General features: G+C 37.1%; 16 protein-coding genes. 10 read left to right on the top strand and 6 right to left on the bottom strand.

The annotated features are described in order from the left end of the window. Positions 1–215: 215 nt before the first annotated feature. The gene (locus tag H6G59_RS10450; RefSeq protein ID WP_190714118.1) at positions 216–419 is read right to left on the bottom strand and encodes a chlorophyll a/b-binding protein; all 204 of its coding nucleotides are present in this window, start codon (positions 417–419) and stop codon (positions 216–218) included. Positions 420–944: 525 nt separating this feature from the next. On the opposite strand from H6G59_RS10450, the gene H6G59_RS10445 reads away from it, so the two are divergent. The 8 genes from H6G59_RS10445 to H6G59_RS10410 all read left to right on the top strand — a co-directional run bounded on the left by H6G59_RS10445 (position 945) and on the right by H6G59_RS10410 (position 11,645). Next, entirely contained in the window at positions 945–3,992 is a 3,048-nt protein-coding gene (locus H6G59_RS10445; RefSeq protein WP_190714116.1) for a PTS sugar transporter subunit IIC, read from the top strand. A gap of 466 nt (positions 3,993–4,458) precedes the next feature. Continuing rightward, the gene (gene hpsE, locus H6G59_RS10440) at positions 4,459–5,490 is read left to right on the top strand and encodes a hormogonium polysaccharide biosynthesis glycosyltransferase HpsE (protein ID WP_190714114.1); all 1,032 of its coding nucleotides are present in this window, start codon (positions 4,459–4,461) and stop codon (positions 5,488–5,490) included. Between the two features lie 9 nt (positions 5,491–5,499). Continuing rightward, positions 5,500–6,453: a glycosyltransferase family 2 protein gene (locus H6G59_RS10435; RefSeq protein WP_190714112.1), complete on the top strand. Its 954-nt coding sequence runs from the start codon at positions 5,500–5,502 to the stop codon at positions 6,451–6,453. 28 nt (positions 6,454–6,481) lie between these two features. Continuing rightward, a complete protein-coding gene (locus H6G59_RS10430; protein ID WP_190714110.1) occupies positions 6,482–7,447 on the top strand; it encodes a phytanoyl-CoA dioxygenase family protein in 966 nt (321 codons plus the stop codon). Positions 7,448–7,464: 17 nt separating this feature from the next. After that, a complete protein-coding gene (locus H6G59_RS10425; RefSeq protein ID WP_190714108.1) occupies positions 7,465–7,986 on the top strand; it encodes a hypothetical protein in 522 nt (173 codons plus the stop codon). Between the two features lie 58 nt (positions 7,987–8,044). Next, positions 8,045–9,136, top strand: a complete 1,092-nt coding sequence (locus H6G59_RS10420; protein ID WP_190714106.1) for a Kelch repeat-containing protein — start codon at positions 8,045–8,047, stop codon at positions 9,134–9,136. Between the two features lie 235 nt (positions 9,137–9,371). Further along, positions 9,372–10,427: an aldo/keto reductase gene (locus H6G59_RS10415; protein ID WP_190714104.1), complete on the top strand. Its 1,056-nt coding sequence runs from the start codon at positions 9,372–9,374 to the stop codon at positions 10,425–10,427. A gap of 27 nt (positions 10,428–10,454) precedes the next feature. Further along, entirely contained in the window at positions 10,455–11,645 is a 1,191-nt protein-coding gene (locus H6G59_RS10410; protein ID WP_190714102.1) for a glycosyltransferase, read from the top strand. A gap of 46 nt (positions 11,646–11,691) precedes the next feature. On the opposite strand, the gene H6G59_RS10405 is transcribed toward H6G59_RS10410, so the two are convergent. Together H6G59_RS10405 and H6G59_RS10400 are read right to left on the bottom strand one after the other, a co-directional pair. Then, on the bottom strand, positions 11,692–12,399 hold the full coding sequence (locus tag H6G59_RS10405; RefSeq protein WP_190714449.1) for a rhomboid family intramembrane serine protease: 708 nt from the start codon (positions 12,397–12,399) through the stop codon (positions 11,692–11,694). Continuing rightward, on the bottom strand, positions 12,386–12,667 hold the full coding sequence (locus H6G59_RS10400) for a hypothetical protein (protein ID WP_190714100.1): 282 nt from the start codon (positions 12,665–12,667) through the stop codon (positions 12,386–12,388). Before H6G59_RS10400 ends, H6G59_RS10405 begins: the two co-directional genes overlap by 14 nt. Between H6G59_RS10400 and H6G59_RS10395 the strand changes: the two genes are divergently transcribed. Next, positions 12,654–14,765 (top strand): serine/threonine-protein kinase, encoded by a 2,112-nt coding sequence (locus tag H6G59_RS10395; RefSeq protein ID WP_190714098.1) that lies wholly within the window; start codon positions 12,654–12,656, stop codon positions 14,763–14,765. The genes H6G59_RS10400 and H6G59_RS10395 overlap by 14 nt on opposite strands. 42 nt (positions 14,766–14,807) lie before the next feature. Here the strand turns inward: H6G59_RS10395 and H6G59_RS10390 are convergent, their stop codons facing one another. Further along, positions 14,808–16,601: a serine/threonine-protein kinase gene (locus tag H6G59_RS10390; RefSeq protein ID WP_190714096.1), complete on the bottom strand. Its 1,794-nt coding sequence runs from the start codon at positions 16,599–16,601 to the stop codon at positions 14,808–14,810. A gap of 577 nt (positions 16,602–17,178) precedes the next feature. Continuing rightward, complete coding sequence (locus tag H6G59_RS10385) at positions 17,179–18,732, bottom strand: YcjF family protein (RefSeq protein WP_190714094.1); 1,554 nt, start codon at positions 18,730–18,732, stop codon at positions 17,179–17,181. Between the two features lie 156 nt (positions 18,733–18,888). On the opposite strand from H6G59_RS10385, the gene H6G59_RS10380 reads away from it, so the two are divergent. Further along, positions 18,889–19,386 carry a DUF937 domain-containing protein gene (locus H6G59_RS10380; RefSeq protein ID WP_190714091.1) on the top strand — a complete coding sequence of 166 codons (498 nt, stop codon included), beginning with the start codon at positions 18,889–18,891 and terminating at the stop codon, positions 19,384–19,386. A 72-nt stretch (positions 19,387–19,458) separates the two neighbouring features. Here H6G59_RS10380 and H6G59_RS10375 read toward each other — a convergent pair whose 3' ends face one another. Next, positions 19,459–20,025, bottom strand: a complete 567-nt coding sequence (locus H6G59_RS10375; protein ID WP_190714089.1) for a transposase — start codon at positions 20,023–20,025, stop codon at positions 19,459–19,461. Between the last annotated feature and the right edge of the window lie 368 nt (positions 20,026–20,393).

Below are 20,393 nucleotides of genomic sequence, written 5' to 3'. Positions count from 1 at the left end.
ATTTTTAAAAAATTATGGAAGTTATATTTGATTTTTGAAAATACCCAGTAGTTGAAAATTTTAAGTTTTGTAGAGTGGGCAATGCCCACCCTACGTATATTTCCAAATCAAATATTATCCCTATAGTTAAGGAAAAGGTGGCAGGTACACAACGGGGTTTAAAGAGGAATTTAACCAATTATCAATTACCCATTACCAGCCCAAGGTAAATTGGCTTAGTATCTGATCATGTGCAGCACGTCACGGAGAACACTGTAGCCGAATAAATCCCACATTAGATAGGCAATAAATCCAATCATTGCCAAGCGTCCATTCCATAATTCGGCTTGGGGATTCCAGCCGAAGATAAAGGCGTTACGATCTACGCCATTATAGGCTTTAGCAACTGCTGATATATCAGTAGATGAGCGAGTTTCCATTTTTTACCTCCAAAATTAAGCTAGTTTGAGGTCTTGACTTTTTTGTCCTAAACAATTTAATGCTTAACTTCAAGGTAACGTTAGTACACAAAATTTATTTATGCCTAGAGGTACAAACTAGAGGCACTACTTGTGGAAGATAATAAAAAACTATTGGCGCAGACAAATCCACCCTGAGAGGTTGACATAGCCAGTAATTATAAATAAGTGTAAATTCAGCTAATTAAGTTATGATTTATGTTCAGCAAAGACTCAAAATATATAACTAAATAAATAGTAAAACTTATATTAAAAAAAGAGATAATTTTAACACAAATTAACAGTCTAAACTAGTCTAAAATCGGCAATTTCTGTCTAACGTTAGATAATATTTTCCCACCTTAGATGGATGTGGGGATCGACTATATTCCTGGATTCTGAAAGCTAGAGGAGTTGGATATTGCCACAAATACTAACGAAATCTTTAATTTCTCAAATTTCTCAATCAAATTTCTCAAATTTAATTAGAGGCAGGAAATACAAATCATGCTGGAACTGTACAAACATTTATGGTGGATGGCACAAATACCTGTAAACCCCGCCAACGTCACGCCAGCACAGGCATCGGTACTCACTTCCGGTCCCCGCTTTTTTGTGGCTTTAATTTCTGGTGTGATTCTCGCCTTTGCGTTCCAATTAGTGTTCACAAATCTCTCAGTTGCTGCTGGTATTTCATACTTGGGGCATTCATCAGAGTCAGAAGAAGTTGAAAGTTTCGGCGGCACGATTCGCAAAATTGGTACTGGCTTAGGGATTTGGACATTAGTCACAGTTACACTAGCCTTATTAATCGCTTGTTTCTTGGCTGTGAAATTGAGTCTATTGATTTTAGATCCCAGTTTAGGAGCAATTTTAGGATTGGTTATTTGGGGGGCATACTTTTTATTATTGGTTTGGGTGAGTACTACTACTGTAGGTTCCTTAATTGGTTCAGTGGTCAATACAGCCACTTCTGGTTTTCAGGCAATTATGGGAACAGCTACGGCTGCACTCGGTGCTAAAGCTGTGAATCAGCAAGTGGTAGCAACGGCTGAAGCGGCTGCGTCGGCTGTAAGGCGAGAATTTGGCAGTGCCATCGCTCCAGCAAGTATTCGTGAGAATATAGAAGATTACATAGAAAAGCTACGTCCCCCAGAGATAGATATCTCTAAGATTCGGGGTGAATTTGAAAGGTTACTCAATGAACCACAATTTAAAGCGATCGCTAACAGTCCTGACCTCCGCAACATTGACCGTCAGCAGTTTATCGATTTAATCAGCAGTCGTACTGATTTATCTAAACGAGAAGTTAACCGCATTGCTGATGCTTTATACAAAATTTGGCAACAGGTGGTGAGTCAGCAAGTACCAAGCACAGACCGGGTGGGTGAGTTGGTGGATTATCTGAAATCACTTCCCCCAGGACAAACTAAAACAGATGAACTCAATGCTAAACTTGAGCAGCTAATTGCGGAAACCCACGCTACCAAAGAGGTAGAAGAAAAACCTGGTTTTATTCAACAAACACTTTCAGCCCTGACTGGTGTGGTGTTGGGTCGGGCAGATTTATCAGATTTGGATGTGGAGAAAATTTTGCGTACTTTTGGTACTGCTCGACAAAAAGTCATACAACAAGTTACAGAACAACCTTACAGCCCAATTCGTGCCGATATTGAAAACTACTTGGGTAACACCTATGCTTGGCAATTAAGTCAGGAAAGAATTGCTCAAGAATTTCGGGATGTGATTTATGATCCTGCTGCTGATCCTGGGACAATCCGCAGGGAGTTAGAGAAAATATCTCGCCAGGATTTTGTAAATATTCTCCAACAGCGGGGACTGTTGACGCAAACTCAAATTAGCCACATTGCAGATCAATTGGTAGCTGTGCGGGATAATGTGCTAGTAACAGTAACAGCCCAGGAAGAAAGAGAAATTGTTCAAGATTTGCAACGACGAGTTGAAAGTTATCTGTTGGTGACTCCGAAAGCAAATTTGACACCAGAAGGAATTGAGCGAGATTTCAAACCGCTTTTGGCAGATTCAGAAGCAGATCATGAAACTCTATCCCGACGATTGGCACAAGTTGAACGGGAACAAATGGGGGAAATTCTCTTAGCACGCAATGATATTCAAGAACGGGAATTAGATCCGATTTTGGATGAATTGGAAATGCAGCGCGATCGCGTTTTGATAGAATCTTTAGGACTGGCTCAACAGGCACAACATCAAGCGGAAACCCTTTGGCTAAATGTCGAGTCATATCTGCGTAATACAGGCAAGGAACAATTAAATCCTGATGCTATCCGGGCTGACTTAAAAAGACTTTTAGAAGACCCCCAAGCTGGACTGGCCGCCATTCGCTGGCGTTTGTCTCGGTTTGACCGAGATACTTTGGTGCAGTTATTGAGTCAACGCCAAGATTTGTCTGAAGAACAAGTTAATCACATTATTGATGCGGTTGAGGAATCATGGCATAGCATCCGCCATACACCGCAACTGGTTGCAGACAAAGCCAAGGAACAATATGACTCTGTTACTACTACGATTGCAGATTACCTGCGAAAGACTGGTAAGGAGGAATTGAATCCTGAAGGAATTCAGCGGGATTTGACGAGATTGTTTGAAAATCCGCAACAGGGTGCTGTGGCAATTCGTCGTCGCTTATCACATATTGACAGAGATACTTTGGTCAAGTTGCTCAGTCAACGTCAAGATTTGAGTGAGGAACAAGTTAATCAAATTATTGATGGTGTGCAGACATCAATTCGGAACATTGTCCGTGCGCCACGTCGCCTTGCAACCCGCACACAGCAAAGAATGCAAAATTTCCAAGCTTACCTGCAAGAGTATTTACGGCTGACTGGTAAGGAAGAATTGAACCCAGAAGGCATCAAGCGGGATTTGCAATTATTGTTGCATGATCCACGAGTGGGAATGGAAAGTTTGAGCGATCGCTTGGCGCATTTCGATAGGGAAACCATTATTGCTTTGTTGAAAATTCGGGAAGACATAACTGATGAAGATGCAGCCCGGATTGCCGATAATATTGTCCTTGTGCGTGACCAATTTGTGGAACAGGTACGGGGAATCCAACGGCGGATTCAAGATGTGATTGAGGGCGTTTTTGCCCGTGTTCGTAATTATCTCAATGCTCTAGATCGCCCGGAACTTAATTATGATGGCATTACCCATGATATCCGCCAATTGTTTGATGATCCCCAAGCTGGATTTGATGCCTTACGCGATCGCCTTTCATCTTTTAACCGGGATACCTTGGTAGCTGTTTTGAGTTCTCGTGAGGATATCTCAGCAGAAGATGCCAACCGCATTGTTGACCAAATTGAACGCGCCCGGAATAATGTATTACAACGAGCCGAACGCCTACAGCACGAAGCTCAACATCGCCTAGAACAGGTGAAACACCAAGCACAGCGCCAAGCCGAGGAAACGCGCAAAGCTGCGGCTAATGCTGCTTGGTGGTTGTTTACAACGGCAGTTGTTTCCGGTATTGCTGCGGCTTTAGGAGGTGCGATCGCTGTAGTGCTTGTCTAGGTTTATAAATTATCTCCGCTATATTTTTCACCTCCCATCTGGGAGGTTTTTTTTGGAATGAACTGCTAATTAACAGACATCTACACTAGCGATCGCACTGATTTGAGGTATGAAAATGATTTTCGATGATGTTTTAACCCTTGTAGAGACGTGACCTGGGTAGGGATTCTCGGCTCTACATCTAAATTCATACTTACTTGGTTTCAGTAACACCTCCAATTCATAGGATTACTGACGATGTACTGATGAATATTATGTTAATAATAATTACCTTGCCCAACAAATAATATTTCAGAATTTTGGTATACTTTCTCAGTATACCTTCGCCAGTCCACCTGTTGAAATATCGCCATAAAATCCCTGTGCTTAGGCATTTTGTGCGTTTTCCTAACTCGGCAATGGTTAAACGCTTATTTATTTTTCAAACCTGTTTGAGTTCCGTTACATAAAATTGCCTGTATCAATAATGACGAGCAAATTCAAAGAAATAGAAGTACACCTACAGCAGCCAAATCAATTAATTGACTTCACTGTCGCTATTCGCACATACAATGGGGAAAAATGCTTACCTGATTTATTGGAGCAATTGCGATCGCAGATCAACCCAGAAAATATTGTCTGGGAAATTGTTATAGTTGACAATAATAGTACTGATAACACAGCTAAGATTATTCAGGAGTACCAGTCAAACTGGATAGAGAATTGTTCTATTAACTATTACTTTGAATCGAGACAAGGCGCATCCTTTGCTCGAATTAGAGCTATGCAAGAGGCTAAATCTCCTCTAGTTGGCTTTTTGGATGATGACAATATCCCCGCACCGGATTGGGTAGCTTCAGCCTATACTTTTGGTCAAGCAAACCCTCAAGCTGGTGCTTATGGAAGTCAGATTCATGGAGATTTTGAAGTTCAACCTCCTGAAAATTTTGAACGGATAGCTGGTTTTTTACCAATCATAGAGCGAGAGAAACAGATTTGCTTTAATCATGGTTTATCTAATCGTTTGGGATTATTTCCTCCAGGTGCTGGCTTAGTAATTCGCAAATCAGCTTGGGATAAAAATGTTCCAGAATGCCTACAGTTGCAGGGTCCTATTGGAGATTCTCTGGCAGCCAAAGGAGAAGATATAGAAGCATTATCGTATATTAAAAAAGCAGGTTGGGAAATTTGGTACAATCCCGCAATGGAGATTTACCATCGGATACCAAAAACTCGTTTTGAACGAGACTATGTACTCAAATTTTTTCGTGGAGTGGGATTGAGTCGTTATTGGACTCGGATATTGAAACACGAACCTTGGCAAAGACAATTCATGATTCCAGTTTATATTGTCAATGATTTTCATAAGCTTATATTACACTGGTCTAAGTATCATAACGTAATTGCGACAGATGTAGTGGCTGCTGGAGAAAGAGAACTTTTATTATATAGTTTATTGAGTCCTTTTTATTTTTGGAAAAATTGGATCGTGAAAAAATGCTTTGATAACAAACCATAAATCATAATTATGAAATTAGAAGAGACCTTAGTTAGTATTATTATTAATAATTATAATTACGGGAACTTTCTACCAGAAGCAATAGAAAGTGTCTTAGCTCAAACTTACCCTAATACTGAAATTATAGTTGTTGATGATGGATCGACAGACGAATCACAAGAAGTTATTTGTAGCTATGAAGGAAAAATCATCCCTGTTTTCAAGGAAAATGGGGGACAAGCCTCAGCCTTTAATGCAGGATTTCAAGCTAGTAAGGGACAAATAATTTGCTTTCTTGATGCTGATGATTATTACTTAGTAAAAAAGATCAGTCAAATCGTTGAGCTATTTCATCAATACCCCAATGCAGGTTGGATTTTTCATGATTTAGCAGAAGTAGATATCAAAGGTTTTCCTTTAAAAATATCTGAAAACCGTTGTATTAAAAACTTTGAATATGTTGACCTACGAGAAGATATATTGAAGGGAAAATTGCTAAATTATTGGTTTCCGGCAACCACAGGTTTATGCTTTAAACGCGATAATATTAAGCAAATATTACCAATGCCAGATCAATTTGTGATTTCTAGCGATGCCTTTTTAAGGTTAGCTGCAATTCATCTATCTCCGGGCATACTTGCCCCAGAAAAACTTGCTGTTCATCGCAGTCATGGGAATAATCTTTATGCATTTAAGAAAAATATTGGGGTTGAGAGATCGAAATTATATATTAAAGTTGCATACTATCTCAGAAATAGATTTCCAGAAATTCAAAATTTTACAGATAAGCTTTTGGCTAATTCCTTGGCTCAACTTATTAATTACACCAGTTTAAATGAAGCTCTTCAGATTCCTGAATATCAAGAATATCTGCAATATCATCCGCAATTAATTTACCGCCTCAATTTGATGTTCAAAGTAATTTTTACTTATACTAAAATTCAGGCAAGAAAAATTTCAAATGCTACATTAAGCAAAACATAACTTAAAGCATTTAGTTATTAAAAAAACCATGATTAACAAAAATTCAATTCGGAAATTTTTAAGAAATAGTCTTCCAAATCTAGCCCAATCTCTAGTTAATAACAGTTATCTAGAGTCCAAATTTTTCTATCCTAAATACAAAAAATATATAGAAAATTTTCATAACCAGCTACCATTAGTTACTACCAATGATGCAATAATTATTGAAACTTTGAAACAGCAAGGCATCTATATAACCACCTTAGAATCTCTGGAAATACCAGGCACAAATGAATTTATTGAATCTGTAAATAGGTTAATGACAGAAATTACTAAACTTTCTGAGAAAAAAAGCAGTAAATTTGCCATTGAGTCTAATTTAGAACAGATCCTAAAATATCCAGAAATATTTACTTGGGGACTTGAAGATAGATTAATCAGTATTGTCTCTAATTACATCGGCGCTCCCATTGCTTATGATACCTTCATGGCACATTTAAGTCTTAATAATGGCAAAGAAACGGCAACTAGACGTTGGCACATAGACAATGAAGACAGGAAAGTTATAAAAATAATTATTTACTTTAATGATGTAGATGATGATGGCGGACCTTTTCAGTATATGCGCCCTGAAATTAGTTCATTACTATTGAAAAAAGTCAAAGATAAATACAAATTTTTCCACCATCAAGAAATAGAAGAACTAATACCTAATCATCAACAAGATTGGTTAACAACTTACACAGGGAAAGCTGGAACTGTAATTATTGTAGATACTGCTCATTCTTATCATCGTGGGAAACCTCCCACAAAATATTCTCGCCATGCAGTTACTTTTGGCTATTTAAGTCGTCGCCCCCATCAACCTTTTCGGGCTGGTAGAAATCTTTTATCCAGAGAAGAATTATCTCTTATCGCTGCAAAACTTCCTCCAGAAAAACAAGCTTGCGTTTATTGGCAAGATTCTCTTCCCACTATAGTCAAGTTGATTCCTAAATATTCATACCTTTATTAATTAAAAGGAGACTAAATATGTCTTTTATTCGTGATTTAGCAACTTCTGTTTTTTCCTATATGTATGCCCGCAGTCTTAAAAAACAACATCTATATAAATCAAAAAAAGACAAAATTAGAAAGGATGTTGTAGATTTTGAAATTGGTGATAATGTTGGTCTAGAGGTATATTGGAAAGTTCTTAATGTAGCAGAAGGTCCGTCACTAATATTTCATGCTTTTGGCTATGAGATTCTCAGATTTGATACCTATATTAATGGACAAGGGCATTGTCATATTCAACTTATAGAATGTCAACCAAAATGTAAGGAGCGTTTATTTTTACCAGAAACAACAGTTGAAGAGCAAATTGAACGGGCAATTTTTGAACTAGAAAAAAATCTCTATTATTGGTTACAACGTCATCCTGATCGCCAAATTCAGTTGTTGAAAATTGACCAGACTCGATTAAAAATAGCTACGGAAAAAGCCAGGGAGAAAATGTTAGAATATGCAGAGAAAATCAAAGTTGGATCATCCTCTACTGAAACTGTAGGTTAGTGAAGTAAAAACAATTAATTTTTCAGGTTATCAAAAATATTACTTTGAACAATTAATTATGGCATCAATCACACAAACATTAGAAAATTGGACACTACCTCACAAATTATGGAAAACTGTTGCTCCACTTCCCACTCCACTCTTAGAAAGTGCTACAGCAGTCATTAACAACCAACTCTATATTTTTGGCGGCTTTACATTTAGGTGGCAAGCGACCAAAGATGTATTTGTCTATAATCTCGAAGCCAACCAATGGACTAAATTAGGTGAAATGCCTACTCCTATTACTCATATCAATGCAGTTCTTGATGAGTCGCGGGCGTGGTTTGCTGGTGGATTTGTGGGTAATCATCCTGGACCCACAACAGATGCGGTCTGGCAATATGATGCGATCGCTAATTCTTGGACAGAAGGTATCCCACTACCTCAACCTCGTGCAGGTGGTGGTCTTCAGATTATTCATAATAAACTTCATTATTTTGGCGGATTTGCAGCGGATCGAGACACTACTTGTGGAGAACATTGGTCGCTCTCACTGGATGGGGGAACAGAGTGGATAGAAAAAGCACCTTTGCCAAATCCGCGAGGTCATGTTTCTAGTGCTACTATTGGTGAAAAAATATATGCTATTGGCGGTCAACATCGCCATGATACTAATCCAGTTGATGTTAATTCAGTTCATGTTTATGATTGGGAAAAAGATACTTGGTTAGAGTTAGCTAGTTTACCCGAACCCAGGTCTCATTTTGAGCCATCAACTTTTGTTGTAGATAATTACATCGTTATTATAGGTGGGCGTAACAATCAAAATCCCCACTTATTGAGTGAAAAGCTAACAGATATATTTGCCTATGAAAATGACAAACTAATTGATGATTTTCCCCTACAAATTTTTCTGGTACTGAAGGATTCAATTAAAGGTTCTAAGTATTATACAGATTTGATTCCCAAAATTACTCTTTATGACATCAAACTAGATACCTGGACTGAAATAGCATCCTTACCAACTAATCTCTATGCTTGTATGGCTAATGTGATTAGTAAATGGTTAGTTGTTACTGGAGGTGGTAGAAATAGACATAATAATATGCAATGTAGGACTTTGCTTAATCAAAGTTTGATAGATATTGTGAAGAACAGAAGTAAATAATCAAAAAGATATAACCTAGCACTATTTAGTTTTTAGTAAATGTGAAATCTGTAAAATTGTTTTTTATGTAAGTATTCAGGATAGAGAATACTCCAAGTCATGAGAATAAAGGCTTTTTTAGTCAACTTTGATGATTTTGATAAAATCTCACTTCTATCTATTCTTCATTTCATAAGCATTCTGACTCCTGACTCCTGAATTCTTACTTTTTTAATAACTACAAATCTATTTACTTATGATTAAAAAGTCTATTAAAAGTTTCCTAAAATCAATCCGTGATTTAGGTAAACAACCACCAAAACGAAGCTATGAGTTAATTACTCAGATCAATCAGACAAATATGGAATATGTAACCTTGGGTCGTACTGGACTCAGAGTAAGTGTGATGGGTTTAGGTGGTGGTGGATATAGCAAAATCGGTCAAAGTACAGGCAAAAGTCAAGCAGAATCTGCATATCTTATCCGTACAGCACTTGACTTTGGTATTAATTTATTTGATACTGCTGAAGATTATAATACTGAACAAATTATTGGCAAAGCAATTAAGGAGATTAAGCGTGAAGATGTAGTCTTATCTACTAAGAAAAAAGTGCTTAATCAAGACCGCTTAATTACTGGCAAGGAATTAGTCAAAGAAGTTGAAAAAAGCCTCCGAAAATTACAAACTGACCATGTAGATATCTATAATTTTCACGGTGTAACAATAAATCAATATGATTACGTTTTAACAGAACTTGTTCCAGTTTTATTTAAGATGCGAGATGCAGGTAAAATACGGTTTATCGGCATCACAGAAGCATTCGTAAAAGAGCCAAGTCATCAAATGCTACAACGTGCTGTTGAGGATGATTGTTGGGATACCATTATGATAGGGTTTAATATCCTTAATCAATCTGCACAAAAGTTAGTTCTTCCCCAAGCTACTACTAAAAATATTGGTGTGCTTTCAATGTTTGCTGTTAGACGAGCATTAAGTAGTGCGACAAATCTGAAAAAAGCAATAATAAAATTGCAGCAAATGGGATATGCTGAACTTGAACCTTTAAACGTAGAGAAACCACTAGATTTTTTGTTTGATGAAGGTGGAGCGAAGAACATTACAGATGCAGCTTATCGCTTTTGTCGCCATCAACTGGGAGTTGATGTAGTGTTATTTGGTACGGGAAATATCGAGCATCTTGCTGCTAATGTAACTTCTTTATTGCAGCCTCCATTATCTGATAAAGATTTGTTGAAGCTGAAAGAATTATTTGCCGATGTGGATAATTTTACAGGACATGAAAAAGTCTAATATCGTTCTTTTGTGATAAAATAAATAATGAAACCAACAGTAATCATCTACCGTGATCAATTAATCCCTTATTCAGAAACTTTTATTCCGGCTCAAGTTGAGAACTTTTCATCTCATACTGGATTTTACGTTGGCAATACCCGATTGTCTAGTGCTAAATCCATGATTTCACCAAACAAAACTATTATTTTGGGAGAGCTAGTTTCCCCTTCTGAACTTTGGAAAACTGCCTATAAATTAGCTGAATTCTGTCATCCTAATTGGATAAAACACCTCCAAGCCTTATCCCCCATTTTAATTCATGCTCACTTTGGTTTAGATGGTGTTTTAGCCCTACCCTTAGCCAAAAAATTAAACATACCTTTAATTGTTACCTTTCATGGTTATTATGCAACAGCAGATATTGATTTAACTCAAAGAAAAACTTGGTATGATTATAGTTTAGATTATTTAAAAAGACGCGGACAATTTTTTCGAGAACTGTATGTTAGAAAACGCAATCGCCTCTTTCAAGAAGCTGATTGTTTTATTGCTGTTTCTGAATTTATTCGCTCGAAACTAATTGAAAAAGGATGTCCCCCAGAAAAAATCAAAGTTCATTACATTGGTATAGATATAGATAAATTTACTTCTGTTCCTAAGATTCAACGCGAACCTGTAGTATTATTTGTCGGACGCTTCGTTGAAAAGAAAGGATGTGAATACTTAATTCGTGCAATGGCTCAAGTCCAGAAAATAATGCCTAATGTGGAATTAGTTATGATTGGAGATGGACCCTTGCGTTCTACTTTAGAAAGTATAGCTGCAAATTCACTCAATCGCTACCGTTTTCTAGGAGTACAACCTCCTGAAATTGTGAAAGAATGGATGACGCGATCGCTTTTGCTATGTGCGCCCAGTATCACAACCCTTCAAGGAGAATCAGAAGGACTCCCGATAGTTATCCTAGAAGCGATGGCTATGGGATTACCTGTAGTAAGTTCTATTCATGCGGGTATTCCTGAAGCGATAATTCATGAACAAACAGGTTTATTAACCCAAGAAAGAGACTGGGAAACTATAGCAAAATCCATCTTAACCTTGCTTGAGAATCAACAATTGCGGGATAGTTTAGCAATAGCTGGGCGTTCTTGTGTAGAACAAAAATTCAACTTAAAATTAAATACTGCTAAGTTAGAAGAAATATACAATATACAGCATTCTATAAATGCCGGATGAATGAGAAGCTGAAACTATCTAAACTTCGTTATAACATAAAACTTAATTACGAATTATTGTAACGTCGTTGCACCATTCGCATAAAAGCCGCACCTGTAACTAATCCTGCAAATTGTCCCCAATAACCAAGATTAGCTACACCACCAGAAATATTTAAACTGCCAATTCCATAAAATAGCTGCTGAACAAACCACCAAAATAAATATAAAAAAGCTGGTATTTCCACTGGGACGAATACAATAATTAAAGGCAATATCGAATATATTTTAGCTTGAGGAAACTTCATGATATAAGCTCCTAAAATAGATGCAATCGCTCCATTAGCTCCAATCACTGCTACACTTAGCTTTGGTTCCATGAAAATTTGCACTATTCCAGTAAAAATACCAGCAACTAAGTAAATCAATAAATATCTTTGTTGTCCTAAAACCCTTTCTATAGTCTTACCAAACACCCATAAAAAAATTAGATTGCCGAGTATTTGACTAAAACTGCTATGCAAAAATAGCGCTAGAGGTAGAGAAATTAACCGCCAAAATACAACTATCCAAGCTGCTGAATTATAAAAAATGGCATTTGTTATCGCCGCATTAGTTTGCTCTGGAATTATCCCCCAACTATTCACAAAAGAACTTAATTGATTACTTGCATCTAATTTAAGTTCCCAACAAAATATACCAAGATTAATCCCAATCAACCAATAAGTAATAATTGGCTTTTTCCAACTCTGAATGTTATCACTAATAGGAATCATATAATTGGTAATTGGTAATTGGTAATTGGTAATTGGTAATTCGTAATTCGTAATTCGTAATTGGTAATTGGTAATTGGTAATTGGTAATTGGTAATTGGTAATTGGTAATTGGTAATGCGTAATTCGTAATTGGTAATTCGTAAACAGGGAATTCTTAATTTTCCCCGTGTCCTCTTCTCCCCGCGTCCTCATCTCCCCAGTCCCCTGTGGCAAGATGTAATCAGGTAATATTGCACTCAACTCAGCAACCGAGATGCTAGGAAACACACTTGTTGGAAGATACCAGATTATCAGCCACCTGGGAGGAGGGGGATTTGGTGAAACTTACGTAGCTTATGATACTCATTTACCTGGCTCACCCCAGTGCGTTGTCAAGAAACTCAAGCCTCAGTCAACTAATGCAGCCACTTTGGAAATAGCTAGGCGGCTATTTGATACAGAAGCACAGGTTTTATACAAGTTAGGAACTCATGATTGTATTCCCCAACTTTTAGCCTACTTTGAGGAAAATGCCGAATTCTATCTTGTGCAGGAATTCATTATCGGTCATGATCTAGGTCAAGAGTTACCACCTGGAAAAATCCTCAGTCAAGATCAAGTAGTTTTGTTGTTACAAGAGATTTTAGAAGTTTTAGACTTTGTACATCAACAAAAAGTAATTCACCGTGATGTTAACCCGCGTAATATTCTCAGACGTGATCAAGATAGCAAATTAATTTTAATTGATTTTGGTGCAGTTAAAGAAATCACAACCCAAATAATTGCTCCCACAGGTAAAACTAAATCTACCATCGTTATTGGTACACCTGGTTATATGCCGGGAGAACAAGCGCAAGGAACACCAAAATTAAGTAGTGATATCTATGCATTAGGAATAATTGCCATTCAAGCAATCACAGGATTATCACCTGAACAAATAGAACAAGATTCCGAAAATAATGAAATTATTTGGCGAAATCATGCCATAGTCACATCAGAATTTGCTGACTTTTTAGACAAAATGGTTTGTTATGATTTTCGTCAACGTTTTGGTTCAGCCACGGTGGCATTACAGGCACTTCAAGAATTAATTAAACCTCCATCTGGGACAATAGCTTTAAGTCCTGCTACTTCAATTAATAATCTCAAACCTCAACAATCTAAAAAAGGTTTATTTATCAAATTAATATTAGGCATATTTTTACTAGGTTTGGGGGGAACAGTATCAATATTTATTTTCAACAAAATTAATACTAAGAATGCGACAGAATTATATAATCAAGGAAATACACTTTTGCAGTTACATCGCTATGAGGATGCACTTGCAGTTTATGAAAAAGCAATTAATATTAAAGTCAATTACTTTCAAGGCTGGTATGGTAAAGGTAAAGCATTATTTGAATTAAAAAAATATCAAGAATCACTATTGTCCTATGATAAAGCTATTCAAATTCAGCCTGATTATTTAGAAGCTTGGGCTGGGAGAGGTTTTGCTTTGGCAAGTTTACAGCGTTATTCAGAAGCAATTTCTGCTTTTGATAAAGCGTTAAAAATAAAAAATAATTATCCAGAGATGTGGAATGCTAAAGGTGATGCATTCAGAAATTTAAAACAATACGATAATGCTATTAAATCTTATGATCAAGCAATTGAATTGCAACCAGATAATTATGAAACTTGGTATAAGAAAGGTTTCGCATTACAAACTTTAAAACAATATGATGATGCAATTACAGCATATACAAAAGCGGTGGAATTAAAACCAGACTATGAAGCTGCTTTGTATAATTGGGGAAATTCCCTGGTGAATTTAAATCGCTATGAAGATGCTTTTAAGGCTTATGATAAAGTGGTGCAGTACAAACCTAATTATTATCAAGCTTGGTTTTCTAGAGGTAATGTTTTAATTACTTTGCGAAGATATCCAGAAGCAATTGATTCTTTTCGACAAGTCATTAAATATAATCCTGACAACTATCTATCTTGGTATAATATTGGTTGGTCACTACATCAAACTCAAAGGTATGCAGAAGCAATCGAAGCTTATAATAAAGCAATTTATTTAAAGAAAAATAATTATCAAGTGTGGTATAATTTAGGTAATTCACAATATAATTTACAAAGATACGCAGATGCAATTGAATCCTATAATAAAGCAGTTCGCTATCAACCAAGTCATCACGAAAGTTGGTATAGCCGAGGTAATGCTTTTTTAAATTTAAGACAATATCCAGAAGCGATTTCATCTTATGAACAAGCCATTAAATACAAACCTGATTACCAACAAGCAATAGATGCTATCAAACAAGCACAAACTCAATTGTCATCTGAAAAATCTCGCTCTATAATTGTACCGATTTTGCGAATGCCTAATTCAAACTCTTAAAAAAATAATCTTAAATGATGTTAATTTTTCCAATCAGGTTATCTAACTGCTAATATTTATTTCTCGCGGAGAATCGGGCGAGTAAAAATATGCAGTTTTAGTATCTGAGTCTATCTGTCCCAATGTAGTCGATTGATTGACAGGAAAAACTTTTTTTACTCTGAGAGTATTTTGAACTTTCTCCCGAATTTTTAGTTTTGTTTTATACTCTTGCAATTTGATTTGAGCTTGAGGATAAACATCAGTATCTTGAGTAATTTTTTCTAGAAATTTTATCGCGCTTGAAAAATCACTTATTAAAGCTTTTTGATAGGCTGTATGTAAAAAATATCCGGCTCTCATTTGCTTTTTTTGATTGTATTCAGCTAACTTCTTTTGGACTATAGCACCAGCAGAACTTTCTGGAGGAACTTGACGCAGGTATTCTAAAGCAGCGGAAAAATCTCTATTTTCGGCACTAGCGTAGGCTTTGTTTAATAAGGCGTGTGTTTTTTCTTCCAGGTTAGTTAGGGTTTTCTCAATTAATTTTTCTCTTTGAGTACGCCAGTATGAAGTGTATGGAATTTGAGGAATAAAATTCATAACCTGTGACAGTTTACCGTCATTTAAAGCCTGTTCAGCTACTAAATACTTTTTTGTATCATTGTGCCATTGCTTTTGCCATTCTGCAATTGTCTCTTGAGCTTCTGGATATACGTTGCTATAGGAAGGAATTGATTTAGCTAAACTAATTGCTTTTTCTAAATCTCCGGCTTGATATTCTGCTATTGCTTTAGATAAGGTTCCTGTTTCTGAGTAGCTGAGAGAATTATTAACTAAAGCATATACTCCTAATCCAACTATTACAGAATTAATAGTTAATCCTAATCGCATTCCTGCTAATAATGGATCAGATTTTCTTTGTTTATTGTTTTTATTGTTTTGATTTTTTACAGATGTCTCTACAGAAATTGGAGACTGTGCTGCGACAAATTCTTCTAGCTGGGTTTCCCATTTTATATGTTTGAATACCCACAGCGCTTCATTTGCAGACTGAAAACGCTCTTGGTAATTATAGCGAATCATTTGGCTGAGGAAAACAGCTAGATAATCATCACTTGGGTGATTATCAAGACACCAGGGTATTTCATTAGTAGCAGGATCAATTGTTAATTGCAAAGGTGTTAATCCTGTTAAACCTTGGATAGCAATCATCCCCAAAGCATAAAGATCGCTATTGGGTTGTGTTTGTCCAAGAAATTGCTCTGGTGGGATGTAACCTAATGAAGTTACAGGAATCTGGGAAATGGGTAATTCAGCATCTATACTAAAGTCAATTGGCTGAATTGATCCAAAATCAATTAACACTAATTTACCATCAGAATTACGTCTGATTAAGTTTTCTGGTTTGATATCACAGTGAATGAAGCCTTGGGAGTGAACAAATGCGAGAATCCCTAAAGCATCTTCGAGAAACTCCATAACTTCAGGAACACTCCACTGACGTTCCATTTGTTTATTTCTATGTAATTCAACCGACAAAGGCTGTCCAGCAATATATTCTTGTACTAAGTAAAATCGTTCATTTTCTTCAAAGCAGGTGATGAGTTGGGGAATTTGGTTATGGCCTCCTAAATGCTTGAGAGTTTCTGTTTCAGTCAGAAACCGTAATCTCAGGTAGTCAAAATAGGAAGTAGATTGATGGCTGTTGACTTTCAGCAGCTTGACGACATATTTGGGTTTTTCTGGGTAATGGACATCTTCAGCGATATAGGTTTGTCCAAACACCCCTGCACCAAGGCTTTGCACAATGTGGTAACGCCCTTGTAGTAATTTACCAATTATTTGCTGATTCATATATTTGTTACTGAGAAATTTTTATATTCTTGTTACATACCTTTTCTGAATTTCCTTGTACTTTCCGGAATACTGAGAAATAATTATTTGTATCTTTAAATTAAGAGACGTTCAAGAAACTTCTTTCTCCCAACTGCCGTCTTCTTCTGGATATAGTCATCAGCATAGTGATTCCATGCTTTTTCAGCTTCTCTCCAAAATGGGGAGACGTTTAACTATGGGTAAAATCAACTAGATTAGAAGTTGATCAATTTATAAAACATAAATTAATTACTTAAGGGTTTATACTGTAAGCCTTAAATTTGATAATACACACAAAAAAGGATAGAGTTTTGGGAGTTGGGTAGAGTAATATTGTGTTCGGTTAAAAACTTATTAGGGCTAACGGGGGGACGGGTCGAGTTTTTTGAATAAGTAATTATAGCCGTGGACAGGGTGGTTAGGACATCAATTGATAATGAAACTCTCACTACAAGAGGGTTTTACTCCTGAACCGGAGGTCTGCGAAGCGTCTCCTGACTCTTGACTCCTGCTATAAGCGAAACCGATTGATGGATGCGACTAAAAAGTCTTCTATTCAACGAGAATCTTTGCCGTTTTCTTGTTTATCCTCAAAGCTGTCTGTGAGAGGTTTGACTACTTTCGCGATCGCTTCTTGGATAAATACTTTGATAAACTCGTCTCGGCGATTAATCTGAAACTGTTGCTGTACTACTTCTGTCATTCCTCCATCACCCCAGTCTTGATCATGGCGAAAATACTCAATAAAACTTTTTCCAGCAATACGCGTTAAATAAGCTGCTGTCACGCCTTGGATAGCTCTACCAATCAAAAAGGTGGCTACATGAAATTGTAGTGCAGTTGAGAGTAATTCTATTGCGCCTTTGACAATTCCTAAACCTGCAATGGTTTTACCTAAAGACAGGGCTAATTCTCGTCCCCGTTCCATGTTCAATTCACAACCGTAGACTCTGCCAATTTCCACTACCATTTGGGCATTAACTGCGGCGGTAGCTAATAAATCTACCATTGGTAAAGGGGTGACAGATACCACACCAGCGCCAATCCACTGAAAACGCTCAACAATTTTATCAGCTTGACGGCGACGTTGAGAATCAATTAATTTTCGGGCTTCTTCTCCCAACCGCAGAGATTGTAAAAGAATATTATCTGCAACTAAATCTTCACCTTCAGCCCGTAGGACAGAGGCCATGCGTCGCAAAAGGGGGATAATATCAGGTTCTGGTTGGAAGGTTTCGCCGGTTTCTAATTCTGCGAGTTGGGGATTAGCTGCGATCGCTACAACATCATTAGGAGCGATAAATCCTAGTACCCGTTGACGCAATCGAGCGAGGATAGTTTCCTTGTCGTCATCTGTATATAAGTCAGTTTTGTTGAGAACTAAGAGCGATCGCTTACCAATTTCCGCCAAACCCTTTAACGGCTCATATTCAGAACGCCTTAAATCATTATCTACCACAAATAACAACAAATCTGCTTCCGTCGCCAACGCCCTAGCTAATTGTTCCCGTTCTGTTCCGGCTACCCCCGCTTCTAAAATCCCCGGCGTATCGGTAATTAAAATTTTGCGTTCTAATCCTTTCAGGCGCAAACAATAGGTTTCCCCGACTTGGGTTGTCCCCATTGGTGCATCTACTTGACCGACTATCCGTCCCATAATCGCATTAACTAGGGAAGTTTTGCCAGCACTTCCCGTCCCAAACACCACCACTTGAATTTCTCCCCTGGCTAAATTAGCTTCAATTTCCTTAGTGCGACTTAGTAAAGCTTGGCGGGTAACTTCATCTTGAATTTGTGCTACTTGTTGGCGTACTGCTTGGAGAGTGGTAGAAGCCGCATCTGATTTAGCCGCGGGAATTTGAGCAGGAGTAACTCGTCTGCGGTTATAGCGGGATTTTTGCTCACCAGATTGCAGTATCAGTACATAATAGACAAAAGCAGCAACCAATCCTCCCAGGAGTAGAATCAACAGCAACAGCAGCAGATTACCTAATAGGGGAGAATAGGATATTTGCCAGTAAAGCCGTGACAGTGAATCAATCAGCCACACGGCTAACCCCAAAATGATAATCAGACCAGCAATAAGTGTGACTATGCGCGACAGAGGCATGAATAGCAAGGATAAATAGATATTAAGAAGCTAGATGCTTCTGATCTTAATCGGTTAAGTGTTTTTCTCCAGAAGATAAAAAAGCCCAATTTGGTAGATTGAGGAAAATTTGCCTGGGTGAACTACTAAAATCAGAAAAAAGGGAGAAAAAACTGAATGGGACTTTTTGATCAAATTCTCGGTGCAGTCAGTAGTTCTAATCAACAAGGCGGTTTAGGTTCACTGCTAAGTATTGTTAGTACTGTTCAACAGATAAGCAATAACACTGGTGCTGATACCTCAACCATTCAATCAGTTTTATCCGTAGTCGGTAAACAGGTACATTCATCTTTGCAAGAGAAGCAAGCTACAGAGGGAACAGAAGCTGTACAAGATTTGGTGAATCAATTTGCAGGTACTTCTCCAGATTCCCAAGCCGTCGATACACTATTTTCTCCAGCCATTCAACAACAAGTGGCAAATGTTGCAGCCCAGCGCACTGGCTTAGATGCGGGAATGATTCAACAATTATTACCTACATTAGTGCCTTTAGTTTTGAATTTCTTGCAATCTGGCGGAAATCCAATGCTGAATAAATTCCTTGATACTGACGGTGATGGTGATGTTGATATTGCTGATGCTATTAAGTTAGCGAGTCGGTATTTGGGTAGGTAATTATTAACTGAGTAGTAGATAGTCAGCAAAACGTAGGGGTTTAGCAATGCTAAACCCTTACCAATCTCAACACTAAAAAGGTACATCTAATAACAATGTATTATCATAATAAATTTTACCCAGATTATCAGGATCATTGTCCCAATTTAAAGGATTATTAATAATATATTGTCTTATAGATTCTAAAGATTGTTCATCCTGATTAATGTGTTCATAAAAGTTTATTTGCCATACGGAAGAAATCCCTTTTTGATGACAAATTTGATTAATCTTTTTAGTAACGGCACTTTTATAAGAGCGAATTACACAAGGAATTGAACCAGGAATCATTTCACCAAAATTTCGTTGCTGATTCGTAATTTTAATTTTCTCAACAATCCATAATATGCCATGAATATGATTAGGCATAATCACAAATATATCTAATTTGATATGGGGGAAATGTTGGGGTATTTCTTGCCAATAATCACGGGCAATTGTACCTAATAAATTAAATTTCATTTCCCCTTGTTTGATATCACCGAAAATACATTGTTTATTTTTGGTACAAATAGTGATGAAATATGCACCTTCTTGGGTGTAATCGTAATTTTTTAATCTGATAGAACGGCGATGATGGATTTGGGGATTATAGGGCATTTTTATATTGGGGAATTATTTTGATATTTACCGATATTATACCCGAAATTGTAAATATTGTAGGGGTTTAGCATTGCTAAACCCGAACCCAACGAATAGTTAACAGGTAACAAATCTGCAATGATTTTGATGTTGATGAATGATATTGATTGTGGACTTTTTTGGATAGGGAAATTGCATGATGTTGGCTGGTGTTGCACCTGATATTGTGGGGGTTTAGCATTGCTAAACCCCTACCCCATGAATAATTAACAGTGACAAATTTATCTGAAGGGGGGACAAGATCAACTAAAAGACAGACTGTATAAGATTCATAGCTCTTAGACCTTGTTGATAATACTTACGCTTATTGGGATTAAGTCTCATTA

The sequence above is a fragment of the Anabaena lutea FACHB-196 genome, assembly GCF_014698305.1.
GTDB classification, from domain to species: domain Bacteria; phylum Cyanobacteriota; class Cyanobacteriia; order Cyanobacteriales; family Nostocaceae; genus Anabaena; species Anabaena lutea.
This window is presented reverse-complemented; position numbering and strand designations above follow the sequence as displayed.